The sequence below is a fragment of the Dechloromonas agitata is5 genome (genome assembly GCF_000519045.1).
GTDB lineage: Bacteria > Pseudomonadota > Gammaproteobacteria > Burkholderiales > Rhodocyclaceae > Azonexus > Azonexus agitatus.
The window spans coordinates 2,536,981-2,557,177 of the sequence record NZ_KI912532.1; the positions used below are offsets into that span (position 1 = coordinate 2,536,981).

The window sequence follows — 20,197 nt, forward strand, 5'->3', positions numbered from 1 at the left end:
GTGGTCAGTGGGCATAAACGGCTGCACGCGGCGGCTCCTGCGGGGTGCTGTGGGTCAGGGTGTCGACGCTGTCGCCGATCCAGGCGAAGACGGCATCAATCGCTGCGGTGGACAGCGAGAAAAACGCCTGCGGGGAAATGGTGATGCCCGACGCCTGCAGCATCTGCGTGCGGATGATTCGCGCCATGTGCTGGATCGCAGCATTGGCTGTTGTCGAGCGTTCGCCCAGATCGGTCACTTGCTTGAGCAGCGATTCTGCGCGGGCAACCAGAAACATCAGCCGGACGCGTGCCACCGCCGGGCAGCCGTGCCGGGTTGCAATGCTCATGCCGAGCGCGCGTGCCTGACCAAGGCATTCGGTGATGGCCGGCAGGCGTACCAGGCAGTCGCGGACAAGCGGCCGACCCGCTTCCGGTACCAGCGGTTCGATGCGCGCCTCGCCAAAGGCCTGCAGCCATTTCAACAGCATTTCAATCATCATCGTGTGCTGTGCAACGCTCTGCTCAATGGTGAGATCGCCCAGGCGCTCACACAGGCTGCGCCAGCGGTGGCCGAACAGTGCCAGCTCATTGGCCGTCAGGCAGGGCGACGGCTGCCGCGCCTCATCGCGGATCGCCGTCTGCAGTTCCGGCAGGCGCTGTGCGATGTCGTTTTCAAGTGCCATCAGGCGAGTACGAAAGCTGCTGTCACCCGCCAGCCAGGCCGAGCTCAGCCCGCGGTGCTGCTGGATGCCGGCAATCAGCACCAGCAGCGCCCGGCAGGCGGCCAGCGATTCGCGGTGCGACAGGCTGGCCAGACGGCGGCGGTCTTGCCGGGCATGCATGATCATGAGGGCGAGAATGAGCGCAGCCAGTACCGGCATCGACATCATCAACCATTCCATTGTGCTTCTCCTGAAATTCCTTATTCGTATCGGTACTGCGCCAGCGCTGTGTTCAGCTGGTTGGCGAGGTCGCTGAGGTAGTGCGAAAGCTCGCTGTTTTCGCGGATCAGGCGCTCGTTGTTGTCGGCTAGCCGGGCCACCTGTTCGATGTCGCCGGCCAGGTTGTGTCCGGCCTGGCTCTGCTCGCGGCTGGCCGCGGCGATGTCACGGATCAGCGCCAGCGTGCGTTGGCTGTTGCCTTCGACCTGATGCAAGGCGCTCACCGCCTGGCCGACTTCAGCCAGGCTTTGCGTTGCCTTTACCGAGGTGGCATCCATGGACACCAGCATCAGGCCGACATCGCTGGTAATACCTCCGATCTTGGTGCCGATTTCGCCGGTCGCGTTGCGGGTCAGTTCGGCCAGCTTGCGGACTTCGTCGGCGACGACGGCAAAGCCGCGTCCCTGTTCGCCGGCGCGGGCAGCCTCGATGGCCGCATTAAGCGCGAGCAGGTTGGTTTGCCCAGCAATGCCGGCGATCAGGTCGACGATGCCGGCGATTTCGTGCGACCGCTCTTCAAGGCGCTGTGCCCTGGCCGAGCTTTCGCGCACCGTCTGAGCAAGATGTTCGAGGCTGGCGGCCAACTCGGCAACGCGGCCGGCTCCGTCGTGGGCCATGCGTCCGGATGCTTCGGCGACTTCGGCCGCATCGCCGGCATTGTCACTGGTACTGCTCAGGCTGACCGACAGTTCTTCCAGCGTTGCCGAGGCGGCAATGGTGATGTCGCGCTGGTGGCGCACACCGTGATCGCCGCCTTCGGCGTTGCTGCTGGTTTCGGCAGCGGCGCTGGAGAGCTCGTGCGACATCCGGGCAAAGTCGACGAATACGCCGGAAAGGGTGCGCGCCATGGTGTTGATGCGCTCGGCGAGCGGTGCAAGTACCCCGCAGCGCGCCGGTATGAGGCGGGCGACCAGTTGTCCCTGCGTCAGCGACATGACCTGCACCTCGATCAGGTGCAGAGCCTGTGCCACCCGGCCGGTGGCGAACCACTGGGCGGCCAGGATGAGGACGAGGACCAGCGCCGACAGTCCTTGCGTGGTTGCGGTCGGGCTGGCGATGCCGGCACCACAGGTGACTGCGGCGAGGGTGCTGGCCATGAGTTGAAGACGCAGGCTTGAAAAGCCTTGCGTACTCGCGGGTGAGGGTGTGGTTTCTGGTTCCATCGTTGCTTGTCAAATGGAGATAGCCATGAGTCAAGCAAATACGGTGCCATTTCATTAAATCAACAGGTTACCAACCGTTTTTGCAGGAGCTATGTGTTTTTTGGTGCGTTTGACAAATCGGTTTGCTGTGCGCTGCACCAATTCAGGATGAGGTTGATGCAGCTGGCCACGTTCAATAGCCCCCTTGCTGCCTGTGATCAGCAACACCGGGAAACTTGGAATAAAGGCAAGCTCGTTGGCCAGCAGCCATTGGCCATCAGGTGACCGCAACACTCCGTAACCTGTCGTCGGGCCGATTCACACAACTCGGCCTTTGCCGACATTGGCCGATCGCTCCATGTCGGTCAGCAGTCCGCCGGTTACCTGCCATTGGCTGCGAATTTGGGCTGAACGTCCGCTTCTTCACTTGGCGAACTCACACAACCGACCCCAAGCTGACATTCAGCCCCCATTTACGCGAGGACTGCTAGCTATTCGAAAGCGGTCGCTGAGGTTCGGCAAGAGCTGTATTTAACTCTTCCGTGCAGGCAACCAAAGTGAAAACCTGGTTACCCCATCAGTAGAATTGACGCTGACGCTTCCGTTATGTGCCAAAGCAATGGATTTGGTAATCGCCAATCCCAAACCAGAGCCTTCCCCTGCGCGTTGCCGAGATGAGTCGACTCGGTAGAAACGGTCGAACAGTCTTGGCAGATGTTCTGAAGGTATCGTTTCTCCGCTATTTTCAATGCGGACTCTGACTTTCTCATCCTCAATCTCAAGAGCAATGTTGATAAAACCATGTTCTGGCGTATGGCGGATTGCGTTTGAAAGCAGGTTGCCGACCGCTCGCCGCAGCATTAACCGGTCTCCATCAACTTCGGCGTTGCCATGCAACGTCAATTGCAAGTGTTTTTCGTCAATCAGCGGCTCGTAAAACTCAAGCATGCCCGATATTTCAGCTTTGAGGTCTATGGGCTCTTGTGTCGGCACCAGGAGATGGTTGTCGGCTTTGGCCAAGAAAAGCATGTCGGCGATAGTGCGAGACAATCGCTCAAGTTCTTCCGCATTCGATGCAAGAACATCCTGATATTCATCAATCGAGCGCACCTTGGACAGCATTACCTGCGTTTGAGTCAGCAGGTTGCTGACTGGCGTTCGCAATTCGTGGGCAATATCTGACGAAAAGTCAGATAGCCGGTCAAATGACTCCTTGAGACGGCCCAGCATGTCATTCAGCGTGTTGACTACCTCTGCCAGTTCGGCCGGAATTTCGCCTGCTTCAATCCGCTGGTCCAGGCTGTTGGCTGTGATGTCCGATGCCCGACGGGTAATGTTTCGCAACGGAGCCAGTCCTCGTCTGGCTACTAACCATCCCAAAAATCCACTCAGCAAGGCAGCAAGAATTACGACGGCCCACATCGTTAGCCTGAACGACTGCATGAAATGCTCGTGGTGAGTAAGACTGGTTGAGAGAAGCACCTCCAGTGGCGCCTCGCCTTCAGCGCCAGTTGGAGCCAGGCCCGAGGTGCCACGATAGTGTTGCTCTTCCTTTCCCTGCCAGGTTCTAGGAAGGGGGCTGCCTTGTTTTGGCAGATAATTTCTTTGAGGGAAGTCTGCCCCCTCAGACAAGTACAGTTGCTTACCATCGGAACCCCATACCCCTACCGCTAGACCATGGTGACCAATCAAGGCTGCATCCAGCTGCGCAGGCAAACCATCGAAGTCTCCTTCAGCGCGTGCTGAAATGACTGCGTGTTGAATGAGTTCAAGCTTTCCCTCGAGTAGCTCCAGGTCCATGTCCTCAAAGTGACGTTCAACCAACTCGGCGATAACCAATCCCAGAATCAGAAGAACACTGGATGAAACGACGGCAAAGAGAAGCGTTAGCCGGGTGGTCAGTGATTTCCTTCGGCGTAGCATCATTCGGCTGTTTCCAGCACATAACCCATGCCGCGAACAGTGTGGATGAGCTTCAATTCAAAGCTGTCATCAACCTTGGCTCGCAGGCGACGTATCGCCACCTCGATAACGTTGGTGTCGCTATCGAAATTCATGTCCCAGACCTGGGAGGCAATAAGCGACCTCGGCAGGACTTCCCCTTGGCGGCGCAGCAGCAACTCCAACAATGAAAACTCCTTGGAGGTGAGGTCGATTTTTTTGCCAGCCCGAGTAACCCGCCTGCGTATCAAATCAAGCTCGAGGTCGGCCGCTCGCAGCACGTCGGCCTCTTTGGTTTTGGAGCCTCGTCGCAGCAGGGTGCGCACTCGTGCCAGTAGTTCCGAAAAGGCAAATGGCTTAACCAGATAGTCGTCAGCCCCCAGTTCCAATCCCTTCACCCGGTCATCGACGGAATCGCGGGCGGTCAGAAACAGCACTGGCATGTCCTTGCCTGCCTTGCGAATGCCCTGCAATACCTGCCACCCCTCAATGCCCGGCAACATGACATCCAGCACGGCCAAGTCGTAAGCCTCAGTCAAGGCAAGATGTAGCCCATCCAAGCCGTCTCTGGCCAAGTCGACCATGAAACCGGCTTCTGTCAGGCCCTGCTTAAGGTAATCGCCTGTTTTCGGCTCGTCTTCGACGACCAATATCCTCATCAAACTACTCCCTGTGACTCATTTCCTGCGACTTATTCTGCTCTCAGGCGGCAGCTTAACCATCCAGATTACGGAAATGTAATTTTTCGGTCAGTTTCTGGTTAGGTCACTTTCCCCAAAATGGTGCATATTGAAATCAGGGGACGCGTATGAAGCAATTTTTGTTGGGGGCAGCCTCTGTGATTGGCCTTGGGGCTATTGCGGGCTTTGGTTATATCCAGAATGGCGGTCTCGATTTCGCGGCGGATAGGACACACTCAGATGGCGTGACCAAGCTGATTGCCTGGGCGCGTGAGCAATCCATCACGAGGCAAGCGAAAGACATCGTTTCCCCCGGAGATTTGGCGTCCGGAGAGCGTATTCGCCGCGGTGCGGGCAACTACGAAGCCATGTGCGTTGGTTGCCATCTCTCCCCTGGCATGGAAGACAGCGAGATACGCAAAGGTCTGTATCCCGTTCCGCCCAATCTCGCCTTGGCAGATGACGCAACGAATGCGTCAGAAGGCGATGGACGTCGTTTCTGGATTATCAAACACGGTATCAAAGGCTCCGGCATGCCGGCATGGGCTGCAGGTGGTATGGATGACGAAGCCATCTGGGACCTGACGGCTTTCATCAAGGTGCTACCGAAGCTCTCAGCCAACGCGTATGAGGGCAGTGTTGCTGCAAGCGAGGGGCATTCGCATGGCGGCATGCCTCATGAGCCCGCGCTACAACAACCGTCGGAGAAGGGACATAACCATGAGAGCCACTCCCACAGCCGCCACAAACACAGCCACTAGGGCCCATGCTTACAGAAATGTAATTTTGGGGTCAGGTAGCTGTTGGTTGCGCCTATCTAAACTCTGTTCCTATACGTTAGCCCTCACTGCTTAACGGAGACCGAAATGCTCAAGACCAGACCTCTCATCATTGCCTTTGCTTTGTTTGCTGCCATCCCACAGGCCCATGCGGCCGAGCGCGTCGAGGTCTTCAAGAGCCCTTACTGCGGCTGCTGCGAAAAATGGGTTGAACACATGCGCAAGGCTGGTTTTGACGTCGTCACCAAGGACGTTAACGACGTGCCTGCTGCCCGGAAATTGACCGGCATGCCGGAACGTTTTGGCTCCTGCCACACTGCCAAGGTCGGTGGCTATGTGGTCGAGGGGCATGTGCCCGCAGCCGATGTCCAGCGCCTGCTGAAAGAAAAGCCCAAGGCCGTCGGCCTAGCCGCACCCGGCATGCCCCAAGGTTCGCCGGGTATGGAAACCAATCATCCACAACCGTATGACACGCTGCTCGTCCAGGCGGACGGAAGCCACAAGGTTTTCGCAAAACATTAACCTTTATCACAAGGAGAACACTTATGAAGAAATTGATTGCCTCCCTTTCCGTTATCGGCGCTTTGGCTCCCGCAATTGCGTTGGCCGCTGACCATGGCGCGCATGCCGGTCACGGTGCAATGCACGCTCAGGCTGCGGAATCCCCGCTCATCGACGGCCTAGTGAAAAAGGTGGACAAGGCTGGAGGCAAGCTGACCGTCTCCCATGATGCATTGCCCAACGGCATGCCAGCGATGACCATGGCGTTCAAGGTCAAGGATGCTTCCTGGCTCGACAAAGTGAAGAGCGGACAGAAAATCCGATTCGCATCGGACAACATCAATGGTGCAATGACTATCGTCCGCCTGGAACTGCCAAAGTAAGAACATGTTGGCACGCGGTGCCAGCGTAAAACATCACGAGGACAAGCCGATGAAACGAATAACACCCTCGCGCAAACTCCTGTGCGCCGCGCTTACAGCATCTTGGTGCCTGGGTGCCCAGGCCCAAGTTCAACCGGGCAGCAATGTTGAGAGCTTGCTGTCGATGGCACGAGAAGGAAACCCCGACTTCGCCAGCATGCGCTACGAAGCTGATGCCGCCACTGAGCGGATTACCCCAGCCGGGGCATTGCCTGACCCTAAATTGCGCACCGAATTGATGGACATTACCAAGGGCGGCTCGCAAAGCGCCTCCCTGTCCCCCAGCCGGGTCGGTAGCACGCGCTACACCTTGATGCAGGACATCCCCTGGTTCGGAAAACGCGACCTCAAGCGCGAAATTGCCGAACTGGAGGCAGAGGGCGCCAAGGGGCGCGCCTACGGCACCTGGAGCGAAGTCGCCGCCAAAATCAAGACCACCTACGCGCAGCTCTACTACCTGAACCGCAATGAAAGCCTGACCAAGGAAATTCTCGACCTGATGGTGCGCCTGGAGAAAATTGCCCAGGTTCGCTACGCCGGCGGCCTGGCAGCGCAGCAGGACGTTATCCGGGCACAGGTCGAACAGACTTCGATGCGTAACGAACTCATCGCTATCGAGACTGAACATCATCACCTGAAGACACGCATGAACGCCTTGTTGGGGCGCCCCGCTGCTGCGCCATTGGCCATGCCGGAATCCCTGCGCCCCTTGCCGGCTCCCGCCCAACTTGACTACGCGACCCTGGAAGAGCGTGCGCGGACCCGGAACCCGATGTTGTCGGCCGAAGGCCACCGAATCGCAGCCGCCGAGAAAAGCCGGGAACTGGCCTACAAGAATCGTTATCCCGATGTGACGGTCGGTGTTGTACCGAACCAGATGCAGAATGAAGTGAAGCAATGGGACTTGATGTTCGAAATCAACATCCCTTTGCAGCAGTCCAGCCGACGCGCCCAGGAACGCGAGGCCGAAGCCATGGTGTCGGCGAGCCGAGCAAAACGTGATGCCACATCCAACCAACTCCTGTCCGACCTCTCGGCCAACCTCTTCGAACTGGAAGCGGCCCGGCGGACCGAACGCCTGACTACCGACAGCTTGCTACCGCAGGCTGAACTGACTTTCAAAGCGGCGCTGTCGGGCTATGAAACCGGCAAAGTGGACTTTGCCACCCTGCTGGATGCCCAGCGCCAGATTCGCCAGGCCAAGCTCAACCAAATCAAATCGCGTGCAGAGGCCCAGGTTCGCCTCGCCGAAATCGAACGCATCCTCGGAGAAGAACTATGAACAAGGGAGTGATTGCCGCTGCCGTCGTGGCTGCATTGGCCGCTGGTGGCGGTTACTGGGCGGGCCAGAAGAATAGTTCGCTTCCACACGCCGAGGGGCCTGCCAGCATGACGGCCGATGCGGGGAAGAAAGAACGGAAAGTTCTTTTCTACCGCAATCCGATGGGTTTGCCTGATACCTCGCCGACGCCCAAGAAAGACCCCATGGGGATGGACTACATCCCGGTCTACGAAGGCGAGCAAGATGATGAACCGGCTTCCGCCAACCAAATCAAAATCAGCACCGAGAAGATTCAGAAGCTCGGGGTGCGTACCGAAGCGGCAACGCTGCGTAACCTGGACAAGGTTATCCGGGCGGCCGGTCGAATTGAGCCCGACGAGCGCCGCACCTATGCCATCTCGCCCAAATTCGAAGGCTATGTTGAGCGTCTGCATGTCAATGTGACCGGTCAGCCGGTGGGCAAGGGGCAGCCGCTGTTTGAGGTTTACAGTCCGGAACTGGTCTCGGCGCAGCGCGAGTACGCTATTGCCGCCCAAGGCGTCGAGAGCCTGAAGGGGGCTGATGGGAGCACTCAGGACGGGATGCGTCAGTTGGCCGACTCCAGTCTGGCGCGTCTGCGCAACTGGGACATCTCGGAAGAACAAGTGAAGTCCCTCGCCAAATCCGGTGAAACCCGGCGCACGCTAACCTTCCGTTCGCCAGTCAATGGCATCGTGACCGAGAAGAAGGCCGTCCAGGGCATGCGCTTCATGCCCGGCGAAGCACTTTATCAAGTCACCGACCTCTCGTCGGTCTGGGCCGTCGCTGATGTCTTTGAACAGGACATCGCTTGGGTCAAGCCTGGTGCCAAGGCCAAGGTCAAAATCAATGCCTACCCTGACAAGAGCTTCGAAGGCACCATCAGCTATGTCTATCCGACCCTGAAAGCAGAAACCCGGACCATTCCGGTTCGAATTGACTTGCCGAATCCAAACAACCAACTGAAACCGGGCATGTTTGCGCAGCTTGAGTTGCCAACGGCGGCCAAGGGTGCGGTAGTCACCGTACCGAATTCAGCGGTCATCGATAGCGGCACGCGCCAAATCGTTCTGGTGCAAGCCAAGGAAGGCCGTTTCGAACCGCGCGACGTCAAGCTCGGTGCCCGCAGTGATGAGCGTATTGAGGTACTGGATGGGGTCCGTGAAGGCGAGCAGGTGGTCGTCGCCGCCAATTTCCTGATTGATGCGGAGAGCAATCTGAAAGCAGCCGTCGGCAGCTTCGGGCATTCCAGTCATGGTGGCGCGGCCGCGCCCGAGAAACCTGCCGCAACCAAGGTTGGCCATCAGGCCGAAGGCAAGGTTGAGGAAGTCGATACGAAGGCAGGCACGGTCAGTGTGACGCATGGCCCGGTGGCGAGTCTGAAATGGCCCGGCATGACCATGGAGTTCAAGGCTGCCAACGAAGCCATCCTCAAGCAATTAAAGCCCGGTGCTGCGATTGATTTCGAGTTCGTTGAGCGTGGTCAGGGTGAATGGGTCATCACCTCGGTGAAACTTGCCAGCCAACCGGCCGGCAAGGCCAACCCGCACGCCGGTCACTGAGGAGACTATCCCGATGTTGGCCAAAATCATCGAATGGTCGGGACGCAACCGGTTCCTCGTCCTGCTTGCCACCTTGTTTGTCATCGTCGCTGGTGTTGTGGCGGTCATGCGCACGCCCCTGGATGCACTCCCCGACCTCTCCGACGTCCAGGTTATCGTCTACACCGAGTATCCCGGCCAGGCGCCGCAGGTGGTCGAGGACCAGGTCACCTATCCGCTGACGACATCGATGCTGTCGGTGCCGAAATCCAAAGTGGTTCGTGGCTTCTCGTTCTTCGGCGCTTCGTTTGTCTACATCATCTTCGAGGACGGCACGGACATCTACTGGGCGCGCTCGCGCGTTCTCGAGTATCTCAATTTCGCGGCTGGTCGCATGCCCAAAGGTGTCACGCCGCAAATCGGCCCGGATGCGACTGGCGTTGGCTGGGTCTATCAATATGCTGTCCTGGCCAAGGACAAGACGCTGGCCGAACTACGCACGCTCCAGGACTGGTATCTGCGCTATCAACTGACCAAGGCGCATGGCGTGGCAGAAGTTGCCTCCATCGGTGGCTTCGTCCAGACCTACCAGGTCACTGTCGACCCGGTGAAACTGCGCGCCTACGGCATTCCGCTGGCCAAGGTCTCGCAGGTTATCCGCGACTCCAACCGCGATGTTGGCGGTCGGGTCGTCGAGATGGCCGAAACCGAATATATGGTGCGCGGCAAGGGTTATCTGCGCGGTGCCGGTGACATCGAAAATCTCGTCGTGAAATCGGACAAGGGCACGCCGGTGCTGGTACGCGATATTGCGCGCGTCGAGCTAGCCCCGGATGAGCGTCGCGGCCTGACCGAACTCAATGGCGAAGGCGAGGTGGTTTCCGGCATCGCCATGGCCCGTTACGGTCAGAACGCTTTGGAAGTTATCCATAACCTGAAGGAGAAGATTGGTGAAATCTCGGCTGGCCTGCCTGAAGGCGTCACCATCGAGACAGTCTACGACCGCTCCGAGCTGATTCACCGTGCCATCGATACGCTGACTCGCACCCTGGCCGAGGAAAGCCTCATCGTTGCCCTAGTCTGCATAGTGTTCCTGCTCCATTTGCGTAGCGCCCTGGTCGCCATCCTGATGCTGCCGGTCGGCGTGCTGATGGCCTTCATTGCCATGCGCCTGTTGGGCATGAACTCCAACCTAATGAGTCTGGGCGGCATTGCCATCGCCATTGGCGCGATGATTGATGCGGCCATCGTGATGATTGAGAACGCTCATAAGCACATCGAACGCTTGCCGGAAAATCACAGCCACAGCGAGCGGGTCGAGGCGATGATTGCCGCGTGTAAGGAAGTTGGCCCCGCGCTGTTCTTCTCGCTGCTCATCATCACGGTGTCCTTCCTGCCGGTATTCACACTGGAGGCGCAGGAAGGTCGCCTGTTCTCGCCGCTGGCTTACACAAAGACCTTCTCGATGGCCGGCGCAGCCTTGCTCTCGGTGACACTGGTGCCCGTGCTGATGATGCTGTTTATTCGCGGCAAAATCATGCCCGAGGCCAAGAACCCGGTGAATCGTTTCCTCATCTTGGGCTACCGACCCATCATTGCCTGGGTCATGCGCTGGAAGAAAGCGACCATCGTTGCGGCTCTGGTGGCGTTGGTGGTATCCATTTATCCAGCCAGCAAGCTGGGCTCCGAGTTCATGCCGACCCTGAATGAGGGTACTTTGTTCTACATGCCGGCCTCCCTGCCAGGCATGTCGATTACCAAGGCGGCCGAACTCCTCCAAACCCAGAACAAAATCATTAAGAGCTTCCCCGAGGTCGCCTCGGTTTACGGCAAGGCAGGGCGGGCCAATACGGCCACCGACCCGGCGCCGACCGAAATGTTCGAGACGGTCATCAACCTCAAGCCGGAATCCGAGTGGCGCTCCGGGATGACCATCGACAAGCTGATTGCCGAGATGGACAAGGCATTGCAGTTCCCTGGTGTGTCGAATGCTTGGACGATGCCCATCAAGGCTCGTATCGACATGCTGTCGACCGGCATACGGACGCCCATCGGCATCAAGGTCTTTGGCAAGGACCTCAACGAAATGGAACGCTTGGCCCGGGAAATCGAAACGGTGGTGAAGGAGGTGCCGGGCACGACTTCCGCCTTTGCCGAGCGCATCACCGGGGGTTACTACCTCAATATCGAACCGGACCGCGCCCAGTTGGCCCGCTACGGGTTGGCTGTCGGCGACGTTCAGGAGGTGATTGGACAAGCACTGGGTGGCGAGATGGTGACCACGACCGTCGAAGGCCGTGAGCGATTCGGGGTCACTGTGCGCTATCCGCGCGAACTGCGCTCCGACCCGCAGCAGATTTCGCAGCAGGTGCTGGTGCCTACCATGGATGGGGCAATGATTCCGTTGGGGCAACTGGCCAAGGTTGAGGTCGCCAAGGGGACGCCGGGCATCCGGACCGAGAATGCGCTGCTTTCCGCTTATATTTTCGTCGACATCCGCGACCGCGACATCGGTGGCTACGTGGCTGATGCGAAGAAGGCTGTCGCCGAGAAGGTGAAATTCCCGCCGGGCTATTACGCCACCTGGAGCGGCCAGTTCGAGTCGATGGAGCGAGCTATCGAGAAAATGAAGATTGTCGTGCCTGTCACGCTGCTCATCATTTTCCTGTTGCTCTACCTCAACTTCCGGCGCCTGACCGAAACCTTCATCGTGATGCTGTCGGTGCCCTTCGCGCTGGTCGGCGGTATCTGGCTGATGTGGCTGCTCGGCTACAACCTCTCGGTGGCAGTTGCCGTAGGCTTCATTGCGCTGGCTGGCGTGGCGGCGGAAACCGGCGTCGTGATGCTCATCTATCTCGATCATGCCTGGGAAGCGTTGAAGGCCAAGCGGCGCGCTGAGGGTAAAACACCTAGTGTGGCTGACCTTTACGAAGCCATTATGGAAGGTGCGGTGGAGCGTGTTCGGCCGAAGATGATGACCGTCGTCGCCATCATGGCGGGCTTGCTGCCCATCATGTGGGGAACAGGTACCGGCTCCGAGGTGATGAGCCGGATTGCCGCCCCAATGGTAGGTGGCATGATTTCCTCGACCGTTCTGACGTTGGCCGTCATCCCCGCCATCTACGCACTGGTTAAGCAGTGGCGGCTTTCCAGGAACCTGGAAGCTTGACGAGTACATCATGAGCTCAAGTACAGCCTCTCCGACCTGCGCACACTGCGGTACTAGCGACAAGGAGCGGTTGTACCTTCGAGAGGAGCATTGTGACTGCTGTGAAGGCTGCCTGCTGGACCGGTGCATCGGTCACAAGCCGACTCTCGATTTGGCTGGGCTTTACTCAGGGTTCGTGGAGGCACTTGTCCGAACACTGGACCTGCGAGAACTAGAAACAGGATTGCACTCTCGGCGAAGCGCCTGCCACACGCTGGTACTGGCCCGCCGAATCATTTCCGATGCTGAAGAGCTCCGCCAAATTTACTGGGGTGCCTTACTTCACGACATCGGAAAAATTGGCATTCCTGAGCGCATTCTTCTGAAAACTGGCGTGCTGACCGCCGAGGAGTGGCTCACCATGCGCCACCATGTCGAGTTGGGGTACTCCATTGTCAGCCAGTTGCCCGGCCTCGAGGTTGCTGCCGAATTGGTTCGGAGCCATGAAGAGCGATTCGATGGTTTAGGCTATCCACGAGGTTTGCGAGGCGAGGAAATTCCCATCGGCGCCAGGCTATTTGCAGTGATTGACACGCTGGATGCCATGACCTCGGACCGCTCATATCGACAGGGTCTCTCGTTTGATAGAGCCAAGGAGGAAATCCGGAGTATGGCGGGTAGCCAGTTCGACCCCTTGGCGGTCAAACTATTCCTGGCAGAAGAAAAGGCACTTCGGGACATGGTCGCCATCAAATGCAGTCATCCGGAGGGAATTTAGGCCAGCGCAAAATATCCTTTTAAAGCGGTTGACCTTCCCATGGTTGGAAGCTTCAGCATAGCTCCATGGCAACCCCAAGGAGATTCCAATGTCCGCCTCATCAGATTTCAGTTTCCCCATCGAACGCCAGTTTGATATTCGTGGGATGAATTGTGCCTCCTGCGTCGCACGCGTCGAAAAGGCACTCCGACAACTCACCGGTGTGATAGATGTCAGCGTAAATCTGGCGACAGAAGAGGTGTCGTTGAAAACGACGCCAGAAGTTCAAGTAGCGGAGTTGGCTGCAGCTGTTCGCAACGCCGGATACGAGGTGGCAACACAAACCATCGAGTTTCAGATTGACGGCATGAGTTGTGCCTCTTGTGTGGGACGGGTCGAGAAGGCCTTGCTCAAGCTTCCAGGGGTGCTAACAGCCTCAGTCAATCTCGCAACGGAAAAGGCAACCGTAGAAGCGCTATCGAGGGTGGCATTTTCCGAGTTACAGGCCGCCATAACCAAAGCCGGATACACCGCGCATCCGGTCGCTACCCAACAGCCGGAAGCCACCTCTGCCCGGCTCCCCGAGTGGTGGCCGATTGCCGCCAGTACGATACTGACTCTGCCTCTGATAGCGCCAATGCTGGCTCAGTTCTTCGGGGTCGAATGGATGCTGAATGGCTGGGCGCAGATGGTGCTGGCAACCCCTGTTCAGTTCTGGCTGGGTTGGCGTTTTTATCTGTCTGGCTGGAAGGCGGTCAAGGCCCGCGCAGGCAACATGGACTTGCTAGTCGCCCTCGGCACTAGTGCCGCTTTCGGTCTCTCAGCGTATCAACTGATTCAGAACGGCGGGGGTCATGGCCTCCATCTCTACTTTGAAGCCTCCGCTGCGGTCATTACGCTGGTTCTCTTGGGCAAGTGGCTGGAAGCACGAGCCAAACGGCAGACGGCCGATGCCATTCGGGCGCTGAATGCACTTCGTCCTAGCGTTGCCCGCGTCTTAGTCGACGGCCAGGAGGTTTCGATGCCGGTCGAGCAACTGGCCATTGGCGACCTCGTCGTTATCCGTCCAGGAGAGCGTATTGCCGTGGATGGTGAAGTAGTCAGTGGGGAAAGCCATGCCGATGAGGCGCTCATCACCGGCGAGAGCCTGCCGGTTTCGAAGCGTGTCGGGGATAGGGTGACCGGCGGCTCAGTGAATGGCGAAGGATTGCTGCGCGTCCGAACGGCGGCAATCGGTGCCGAGACAACACTGGCCCGCATCATTCGTATGGTGGAGTCGGCCCAGGCGGCCAAAGCGCCCATACAGCGGATTGTTGACCAGGTCAGTGCAGTCTTTGTGCCGGCCGTACTGGCGATTGCATTGGTTACCTTTGTTGGCTGGATGCTATATGCCGGGAATTGGGAAGAAGCGCTTATCAATGCCGTTGCCGTTCTCGTCATTGCATGTCCATGCGCCTTGGGTCTGGCCACCCCGACCGCCATCATGGCTGGCACGGGCGTGGCCGCAGGCCAAGGCATCCTCATCAAGGATGCCGAGGCACTTGAACTGGCACACTCGGTGACTGCCGTGGCCTTTGATAAGACCGGTACGCTCACCGAAGGAAAGCCATCCCTGGTGGCCTTTGAATCAGTCGATGGCGTCCCCAAAGAAGCGGTATTGCGGATTGCCGGCTCGCTGCAACAAACTAGTGAACACCCGTTGGCTCATGCGGTCATGGAAAAGGTGCGTGAACTTGGCCTCTCTCTGCCAGTTGTCAGCGAAGCCAAAGCTTTGCCCGGACGTGGCATTCAAGCCCTGCTAGATGGCGAATTGATGCTCCTCGGAAGCTCCCGTCTGATGCAGGAGCTCGGCGTAGCTCCAGGCAAACTAGCGGCCGTTGCCTCGGCACTCGAAAGCGAGGGCAAGACAATTTCGTGGTTGCTGTGCCAAAAGGACAATACCGCTGAGTTGCTGGGACTTCTCGCCTTTGGCGACACCGTCAAGCCAGCCTCCCACCTGGCCGTCGCCCGGTTGCGCAAACTTGGTATCAAGACGGTGATGCTGACCGGGGATAATCAAGGTAGTGCCCTGGTCGTGGCCAAAGAACTCGGCATCGATGAAGTGCGTGCCGAATTGCTGCCCGGGGACAAGGCGAACATCGTCCAGGAGCTTCGTGCTCAGGGATACGTTGTCGCCATGGTCGGCGATGGTCTGAATGATGCGCCTAGCTTGGTCGCTGCCGACGTTGGGCTGAGCATGTCGACTGGCACCGATGTGGCCATGGAAGCGGCGGGCATCACCCTGATGCGAGGGGACCCGCGCCTGGTTGCCGATTCCTTCGATGTTTCGCGGCGTACTTATAGCAAAATCAAGCAGGGCTTGTTCTGGGCTTTTGCCTACAACGTGCTGGGCATTCCCCTCGCCGCGCTGGGTATGCTGAATCCGGTGATTGCCGGTGCGGCGATGGCCTTCAGCAGTGTTAGTGTGGTCACCAATGCATTGCTCCTGCGCCGTTGGCGGGGTGCCGCAACCATATGAGCGTGGATGGGAGAGTGGAATGAATATCGGCGCAGCGGCCAAGGCCTCCGGTGTATCGGCCAAGATGATTCGGCACTACGAGAGTGTTGGGCTGTTGCCGCCAGCCAGCCGAACCGACGCTGGCTATCGCTTGTACGGCGAAAAGGACATCCGCACCTTGCAATTCATTCGGCGTTCTCGTGATTTGGGTTTCTCGATAGAGGAAATTAGGGGCCTAGTCAGTCTTTGGCAGGACAAAACTCGCCCTAGCCGCGAAGTTAAGGCTGTCGCTCGGCAACATCTGGATTTCCTGGACAGGAAGCTTGAAGAACTCCAATCGATGAAAAACGCCCTCTCTCACCTCGTGGATTGCTGCCACGGTGACGAGCGACCGGATTGTCCTATTCTGGACAATCTGGCGGGGGCAGGGAACCTGACGCGAATGTAATCTGGGCGTCACCTCCTCGACGGTTTGCAAAGCGCACACTGAAATTGTCAAAACAGGACAACCTTGTTCAACAGTTTGAGGAGAATGACCATGAAACTGCGAAACCTGCTTCCCGCCATGATTCTGGCTGCTATCGCCGCTCTCTCAACGAGCACTTACGCTGAAGAAAAAGCAGCTCCGGCTGCCGAGTTAAAAGCCGAGAAGGCGGCACCATCTCAAGCGTCAAAGCCCCATTCGCATGTTCAGGAGAAAACTGGGGTGCCGCAGAATGCGCAACCTGCTGAACCGACCAAGAAAAATCCAGCCAAGGACACGTCGAAGCATTACCACCCGCGAGACATGAAGTAGCTTCTGCTCCAATCTGGCGGCTCTCAGGAGCCGCCAATCATTTCAAATGCTCGATTTCGACACGACCCGCCACGGTAGCCACTGCGCCTGCAAGTTACTTGCGGAGGCAGTTGGCTGTGACCACAGAGCGATTAGCTTTAGGTTTTGTAGAAACTTCCTAATGCGCCGCTGGGTGGTGGAATGCAATCATGGTTGCCAGGAGGTTCCTCCTGCGGAGAAAAAGAGCGAGCATTGGCACGATGTCGGCCCGATAGATGCGGTCAAGGCCATAATCATTCACAGTGACTGATTTTTGGCTCTTGGTTTTTCGGGCACTCCCAGAGCTAGGCGGTCAACTCAATGAGTGGCCGCAAATCTTTAGAAAGCGGCCATTTTGTTGGTTTAGGCTGAACTTCTGCTCCTGGCCGGCAGCCCGCGTACAACCTGATGCCCAAAAGCGGCCGCACGGAAAATGTACTCGCACAGCCGCGACACACTGGCTAGATTTCAGTCTGCTCCGAAATCTCTAGGGCAAAGCAGACTTCAAAGCTTTCTATGTAGAAGGCAGTAAGGTGGTGCTTCCCTGCCGGTTAATGGGGCGCCCTATTGATGTCTGACGCCATAGTACGGTCAGCTATTGCGTGGCCAAATGTAGCTGCTTTCGTCGGCGCCATTCCCATCGTTAGCAATGAACTGCTTATGCCCGCCAGCGACCGCATCGAAAAATTCGGTCTTGTCACGTTCGAGAGGTATCTCGATCCGGATATTTCTTGGATTTGATCCTCACAGGATTCTCCATTAGCCAGAACGCAGTTAAGACAAAGTTCTTAAGCAGTCTGCCAATTTTTGCACCTGTCTGAACTTGAAGCTTGAGCGTTAAACGACGCAGTTAGCCGATGAAAAGTTTAGAAAAATTACCAGCACTGTACGGTGGCTATTTATGAAAAACAGATTGGATGTATTTTTGCAAATCGTTAAATCCCGGCAAGCGTGTACGCTCCTGCCTTTCGTCGCTCATGCTTGCGCTCGGCGATTACATTCCACTCACCGCTAATTGGGGTTTGCTGTTCGAGGCGGACGGCGAAGCCCCATAAGCGGGCCACATGCTCGAGAACGGTTTCGTGGCTGGAGGACAATGGGCGCCGCTGATGATTAAAGTAGCGTAGCGTCAGCGAGCGGTCGCCACGGCGGTCAACATTCCAAACTTGGATGTTGGGGTCGCTGCTACCAAGATTGTATTGTTCGGCAAGCTTGAGGCGCAGTTCGCGGTAACCAGGTTCGTCGTGAATGGCGTCGATGCTGAGGCGTTGCCGGCTGTCGTCGTCGCGGATCGCAAAGAAGCGGAATTCGCGCATTAGCTTGGGCGAGAGGTATTGGGCAATGAAGCTCTCGTCCTTGAAATTGTGCATCGCGAAATTGAAGGTGTCCCGCCAGTCGGAACCGGCGATTTCAGGGAACCAGTGACGGTCTTCGTCGGTCGGTTTCTCGCAGATGCGGCGGATATCCGTCCACATGGCAAAACCCAGCGCGTAGGGGTTGATGCCGCTATACCAATTGCTGTTGTAGGGCGGCTGATAGACCACATTGGTGTGGGAATGCAGGAATTCCATCATGAAGCCGTCCGACACCTTGCCTTCGTCGTACAAGGTCTGCAGCAGCGTGTAGTGCCAGTAGGTGGCCCAGCCCTCGTTCATGACCTGTGTCTGGCGCTGCGGGTAGAAGTACTGGTGGATCTTGCGCACGATGCGGATGATCTCCCGCTGCCAGGGTTCGAGCAGTGGTGCGTGCTTTTCGATGAAGTAGAGCAGGTTTTCCTCGGGTTCCGCCGGGAAGCGCTCTTCGCTGGCGGCGGCCGGATCGGCGTCGTGGTGCGGCAGCGTGCGCCACAGCTCGTTGATCTGCGACTGCAGGTAGGCTTCCCGCTCGCGCTGGCGCTCCTTCTCGCGGGCCAGCGAACGGGGCGGCGAGCGCTTGTAGCGGTCCACGCCGACGTTGGACAGCGCATGGCAGGCGTCGATCAGTTCCTCGACCGCCTCGGCACCATGGCGCTCCTCGCATTCGGCGATGTAATCACGGGCGAAGACCAGGTAGTCGATGATGGCGTCGGCGCTGGTCCATTGCTTGAACAGGTGGTTGCCCTTGAAGAAAGAGTTGTGGCCGTAGGCGGCGTGGGCGATGACCAGGGCCTGCATGGTCAGCGTGTTTTCCTCCATCAGGTAGGCGATGCACGGGTCGGAATTGATCACGATCTCGTAGGCCAGCCCCATGTGGCCGCGCTTGTAGCGGTTCTCGGTTTCCAGGAAGTGCTTGCCGAAGGACCAATGGTGGTAATAGACCGGCATGCCGATGGCGGCGTAGGCATCCATCATCTGCTCGGCAGTGATGATCTCGAGCTGGTGGCGGTAGGTGTCGAGGCCGTAGTCCTTCGCGACGCGGCCGATCTCGGCGTCGTAGCGGGCGATGGCTTCGATCGTCCAGTCGGAGCCTTCGGCGATCAGGCGGGGCTTTTTCTTCTTCATGCCATCCGCCTCCTGAACAGTTCGCGGAACACCGGGTAGATGTCGCTGGCCGCTGCAATGCGCTGCATGGCGAAGTGGCCGGGATGGCTGGCCAGCAACTGCTCGTATTCGCGCCACAGGTTCTGTGGTTCGCTGTCGGCGATTTCGATGTAGGCGAAATACTGCACGCTGGGCAGGATGCCGTCGGCCAGCAATTCCCGGCAGCGCGGCGAATCGTCGTTCCAGTTGTCGCCGTCCGAGGCCTGGGCACCGTAGATGTTCCAGGCGCTGCTCGCGTAGCGCTGGCGAATGATGTCGCGCATCAGCTGCAAGGCGGTGGACACCACCGTGCCGCCGGTTTCGCGGGCGTGGAAGAAGGTGTCTTCGTCCACTTCCTCGGCCAGCGTGTGGTGGCGGATGAAGACGACCTCGATGCGCTCGTAGTTCCGGTTCAGGAACAGGTAGAGCAGCATGAAGAAACGCTTGGCCATCTGCTTCTTGGCTTCGTCCATCGATCCGGAAACATCCATCAGGCAAAACATCACGGCTTGCGTCGATGGCTGCGGAATGCGGATCCGGTTGCTGTAGCGCAGGTCGAAGGGGTCGATGAAGGGAATGGCCTCCATGCGGGCGCGCAGGCAGGCGATTTCGCGTTCCAGACGCACGATTTCCTCGTCGTCAGGCGGGGTTTCCTGGCGGGCAGCGTCCAGCTCGGCCAGCAAGTGGCGTAGCCGGGTGCCATGCGGTCCGCCGACGGCAATCCGCCGCCCGGCCGCACCGCGCATGGTGCGCACCAGATTGATATTGGTCGGCACGCCGCTCTGCGTGTAACCGGCACGCACGCGCTTGTAGTCGTCGATGCGGGCCAGCTGGCGCTTGACCAGGTTGGGTAGCGCCAGTTCGTCGAAGAAGATGTCGAGGAACTCGTCGCGAGTCAGCGTGAAGACGAAATCGTCCATCCCCTCGCCATCCGGGCTGGCCGCCCCCCGCCCCTGGCCGGCGCCGCCGCCGAGCGGGCGCTCCACCTCGTCGCCGCGGTGGAAGCGGTCGTTGCCCGGATGCACGATGTCGCGCACGCCGCCCTGGCCGATGCGGAATTGCGGTTCGGAGATGTCCCGCCCCGGAATGCCGATCTTCTCGCCATTTTCCAGGTCGCGGATGCCGCGCCGGGCGATGGCGTCGGCCACCGCCTTGCGAATCTGGCCCTTGAAGCGGTGGATGAAACGGCTCCGGTTGATGGAACTCTTGTTCCGGCTGTCCAGTCTTCGGTCGATGATCCGGACCGTCATGCCCA

General features: G+C 58.4%; 17 protein-coding genes. 10 read left to right on the plus strand and 7 right to left on the minus strand.

What is annotated here, in order from left to right:
* Positions 1-4: 4 nt before the first annotated feature.
* The 5 genes from K420_RS0112420 to K420_RS0112435 form a co-directional block, all read right to left on the minus strand.
* The gene (locus K420_RS0112420) at positions 5-883 is read right to left on the minus strand and encodes a nitrate- and nitrite sensing domain-containing protein (protein WP_027458349.1); all 879 of its coding nucleotides are present in this window, start codon (positions 881-883) and stop codon (positions 5-7) included.
* A gap of 20 nt (positions 884-903) precedes the next feature.
* Entirely contained in the window at positions 904-2,019 is a 1,116-nt protein-coding gene (locus K420_RS0112425; protein WP_051453115.1) for a methyl-accepting chemotaxis protein, read from the minus strand.
* 120 nt (positions 2,020-2,139) lie between these two features.
* Positions 2,140-2,358, minus strand: a complete 219-nt coding sequence (locus K420_RS20490; RefSeq protein WP_157275080.1) for a hypothetical protein — start codon at positions 2,356-2,358, stop codon at positions 2,140-2,142.
* A 237-nt stretch (positions 2,359-2,595) separates the two neighbouring features.
* Positions 2,596-3,990 (minus strand): heavy metal sensor histidine kinase, encoded by a 1,395-nt coding sequence (locus tag K420_RS0112430; protein ID WP_027458351.1) that lies wholly within the window; start codon positions 3,988-3,990, stop codon positions 2,596-2,598.
* Entirely contained in the window at positions 3,987-4,664 is a 678-nt protein-coding gene (locus tag K420_RS0112435; RefSeq protein WP_027458352.1) for a heavy metal response regulator transcription factor, read from the minus strand. The genes K420_RS0112430 and K420_RS0112435 overlap by 4 nt, the downstream gene beginning before the upstream one ends.
* Before the next feature lie 149 nt (positions 4,665-4,813).
* On the opposite strand from K420_RS0112435, the gene K420_RS0112440 reads away from it, so the two are divergent.
* The 10 genes from K420_RS0112440 (at position 4,814) to K420_RS20170 (ending at position 16,426) form a co-directional block, all read left to right on the plus strand.
* Positions 4,814-5,446 (plus strand): c-type cytochrome, encoded by a 633-nt coding sequence (locus tag K420_RS0112440; RefSeq protein WP_027458353.1) that lies wholly within the window; start codon positions 4,814-4,816, stop codon positions 5,444-5,446.
* 105 nt (positions 5,447-5,551) lie between these two features.
* A complete protein-coding gene (locus K420_RS0112445; RefSeq protein ID WP_027458354.1) occupies positions 5,552-5,986 on the plus strand; it encodes a DUF411 domain-containing protein in 435 nt (144 codons plus the stop codon).
* Positions 5,987-6,009: 23 nt separating this feature from the next.
* Positions 6,010-6,348 (plus strand): copper-binding protein, encoded by a 339-nt coding sequence (locus K420_RS0112450; RefSeq protein ID WP_027458355.1) that lies wholly within the window; start codon positions 6,010-6,012, stop codon positions 6,346-6,348.
* Positions 6,349-6,397: 49 nt separating this feature from the next.
* Positions 6,398-7,669, plus strand: a complete 1,272-nt coding sequence (locus K420_RS0112455; protein ID WP_027458356.1) for a TolC family protein — start codon at positions 6,398-6,400, stop codon at positions 7,667-7,669.
* On the plus strand, positions 7,666-9,249 hold the full coding sequence (locus tag K420_RS0112460; protein WP_027458357.1) for an efflux RND transporter periplasmic adaptor subunit: 1,584 nt from the start codon (positions 7,666-7,668) through the stop codon (positions 9,247-9,249). The genes K420_RS0112455 and K420_RS0112460 overlap by 4 nt, the downstream gene beginning before the upstream one ends.
* 13 nt (positions 9,250-9,262) lie before the next feature.
* Positions 9,263-12,397 (plus strand): efflux RND transporter permease subunit, encoded by a 3,135-nt coding sequence (locus K420_RS0112465; RefSeq protein WP_027458358.1) that lies wholly within the window; start codon positions 9,263-9,265, stop codon positions 12,395-12,397.
* Positions 12,398-12,407: 10 nt separating this feature from the next.
* Positions 12,408-13,154, plus strand: coding sequence for an HD-GYP domain-containing protein (locus K420_RS0112470; RefSeq protein ID WP_035854801.1), 747 nt, complete (start codon positions 12,408-12,410; stop codon positions 13,152-13,154).
* An 88-nt stretch (positions 13,155-13,242) separates the two neighbouring features.
* A complete protein-coding gene (locus K420_RS0112475; RefSeq protein ID WP_051453116.1) occupies positions 13,243-15,651 on the plus strand; it encodes a heavy metal translocating P-type ATPase in 2,409 nt (802 codons plus the stop codon).
* Between the two features lie 19 nt (positions 15,652-15,670).
* Positions 15,671-16,078, plus strand: coding sequence for a Cu(I)-responsive transcriptional regulator (cueR, locus tag K420_RS0112480; RefSeq protein ID WP_027458361.1), 408 nt, complete (start codon positions 15,671-15,673; stop codon positions 16,076-16,078).
* A gap of 90 nt (positions 16,079-16,168) precedes the next feature.
* Entirely contained in the window at positions 16,169-16,426 is a 258-nt protein-coding gene (locus K420_RS20170) for a hypothetical protein (protein WP_084019773.1), read from the plus strand.
* 953 nt (positions 16,427-17,379) lie between these two features.
* Here the strand turns inward: K420_RS20170 and K420_RS0112495 are convergent.
* Together K420_RS0112495 and K420_RS0112500 are read right to left on the minus strand one after the other, a co-directional pair.
* A complete protein-coding gene (locus K420_RS0112495) occupies positions 17,380-18,924 on the minus strand; it encodes a SpoVR family protein (protein WP_027458363.1) in 1,545 nt (514 codons plus the stop codon).
* A complete protein-coding gene (locus tag K420_RS0112500) occupies positions 18,921-20,192 on the minus strand; it encodes a YeaH/YhbH family protein (protein WP_027458364.1) in 1,272 nt (423 codons plus the stop codon). The genes K420_RS0112495 and K420_RS0112500 overlap by 4 nt, the downstream gene beginning before the upstream one ends.
* Positions 20,193-20,197 lie beyond the last annotated feature (5 nt).

What these genes read in the sequence shown, in the direction of transcription:
- K420_RS0112500 (WP_027458364.1), bottom strand. Translation starts at nt 20,192, where the DNA reads ATGACGGTCCGGATCATCGACCGAAGACTGGACAGCCGGAACAAGAGT.
- K420_RS0112430 (WP_027458351.1), bottom strand. Translation starts at nt 3,990, where the DNA reads ATGATGCTACGCCGAAGGAAATCACTGACCACCCGGCTAACGCTTCTC.
- K420_RS0112465 (WP_027458358.1), top strand. Translation starts at nt 9,263, where the DNA reads ATGTTGGCCAAAATCATCGAATGGTCGGGACGCAACCGGTTCCTCGTC.
- K420_RS0112435 (WP_027458352.1), bottom strand. Translation starts at nt 4,664, where the DNA reads ATGAGGATATTGGTCGTCGAAGACGAGCCGAAAACAGGCGATTACCTT.
- K420_RS0112475 (WP_051453116.1), top strand. Translation starts at nt 13,243, where the DNA reads ATGTCCGCCTCATCAGATTTCAGTTTCCCCATCGAACGCCAGTTTGAT.
- K420_RS0112445 (WP_027458354.1), top strand. Translation starts at nt 5,552, where the DNA reads ATGCTCAAGACCAGACCTCTCATCATTGCCTTTGCTTTGTTTGCTGCC.
- K420_RS0112440 (WP_027458353.1), top strand. Translation starts at nt 4,814, where the DNA reads ATGAAGCAATTTTTGTTGGGGGCAGCCTCTGTGATTGGCCTTGGGGCT.
- K420_RS0112495 (WP_027458363.1), bottom strand. Translation starts at nt 18,924, where the DNA reads ATGAAGAAGAAAAAGCCCCGCCTGATCGCCGAAGGCTCCGACTGGACG.
- K420_RS0112425 (WP_051453115.1), bottom strand. Translation starts at nt 2,019, where the DNA reads ATGGCCAGCACCCTCGCCGCAGTCACCTGTGGTGCCGGCATCGCCAGC.
- K420_RS0112460 (WP_027458357.1), top strand. Translation starts at nt 7,666, where the DNA reads ATGAACAAGGGAGTGATTGCCGCTGCCGTCGTGGCTGCATTGGCCGCT.
- K420_RS0112420 (WP_027458349.1), bottom strand. Translation starts at nt 883, where the DNA reads ATGGAATGGTTGATGATGTCGATGCCGGTACTGGCTGCGCTCATTCTC.
- K420_RS0112450 (WP_027458355.1), top strand. Translation starts at nt 6,010, where the DNA reads ATGAAGAAATTGATTGCCTCCCTTTCCGTTATCGGCGCTTTGGCTCCC.
- cueR (WP_027458361.1), top strand. Translation starts at nt 15,671, where the DNA reads ATGAATATCGGCGCAGCGGCCAAGGCCTCCGGTGTATCGGCCAAGATG.
- K420_RS20170 (WP_084019773.1), top strand. Translation starts at nt 16,169, where the DNA reads ATGAAACTGCGAAACCTGCTTCCCGCCATGATTCTGGCTGCTATCGCC.
- K420_RS0112470 (WP_035854801.1), top strand. Translation starts at nt 12,408, where the DNA reads ATGAGCTCAAGTACAGCCTCTCCGACCTGCGCACACTGCGGTACTAGC.
- K420_RS0112455 (WP_027458356.1), top strand. Translation starts at nt 6,398, where the DNA reads ATGAAACGAATAACACCCTCGCGCAAACTCCTGTGCGCCGCGCTTACA.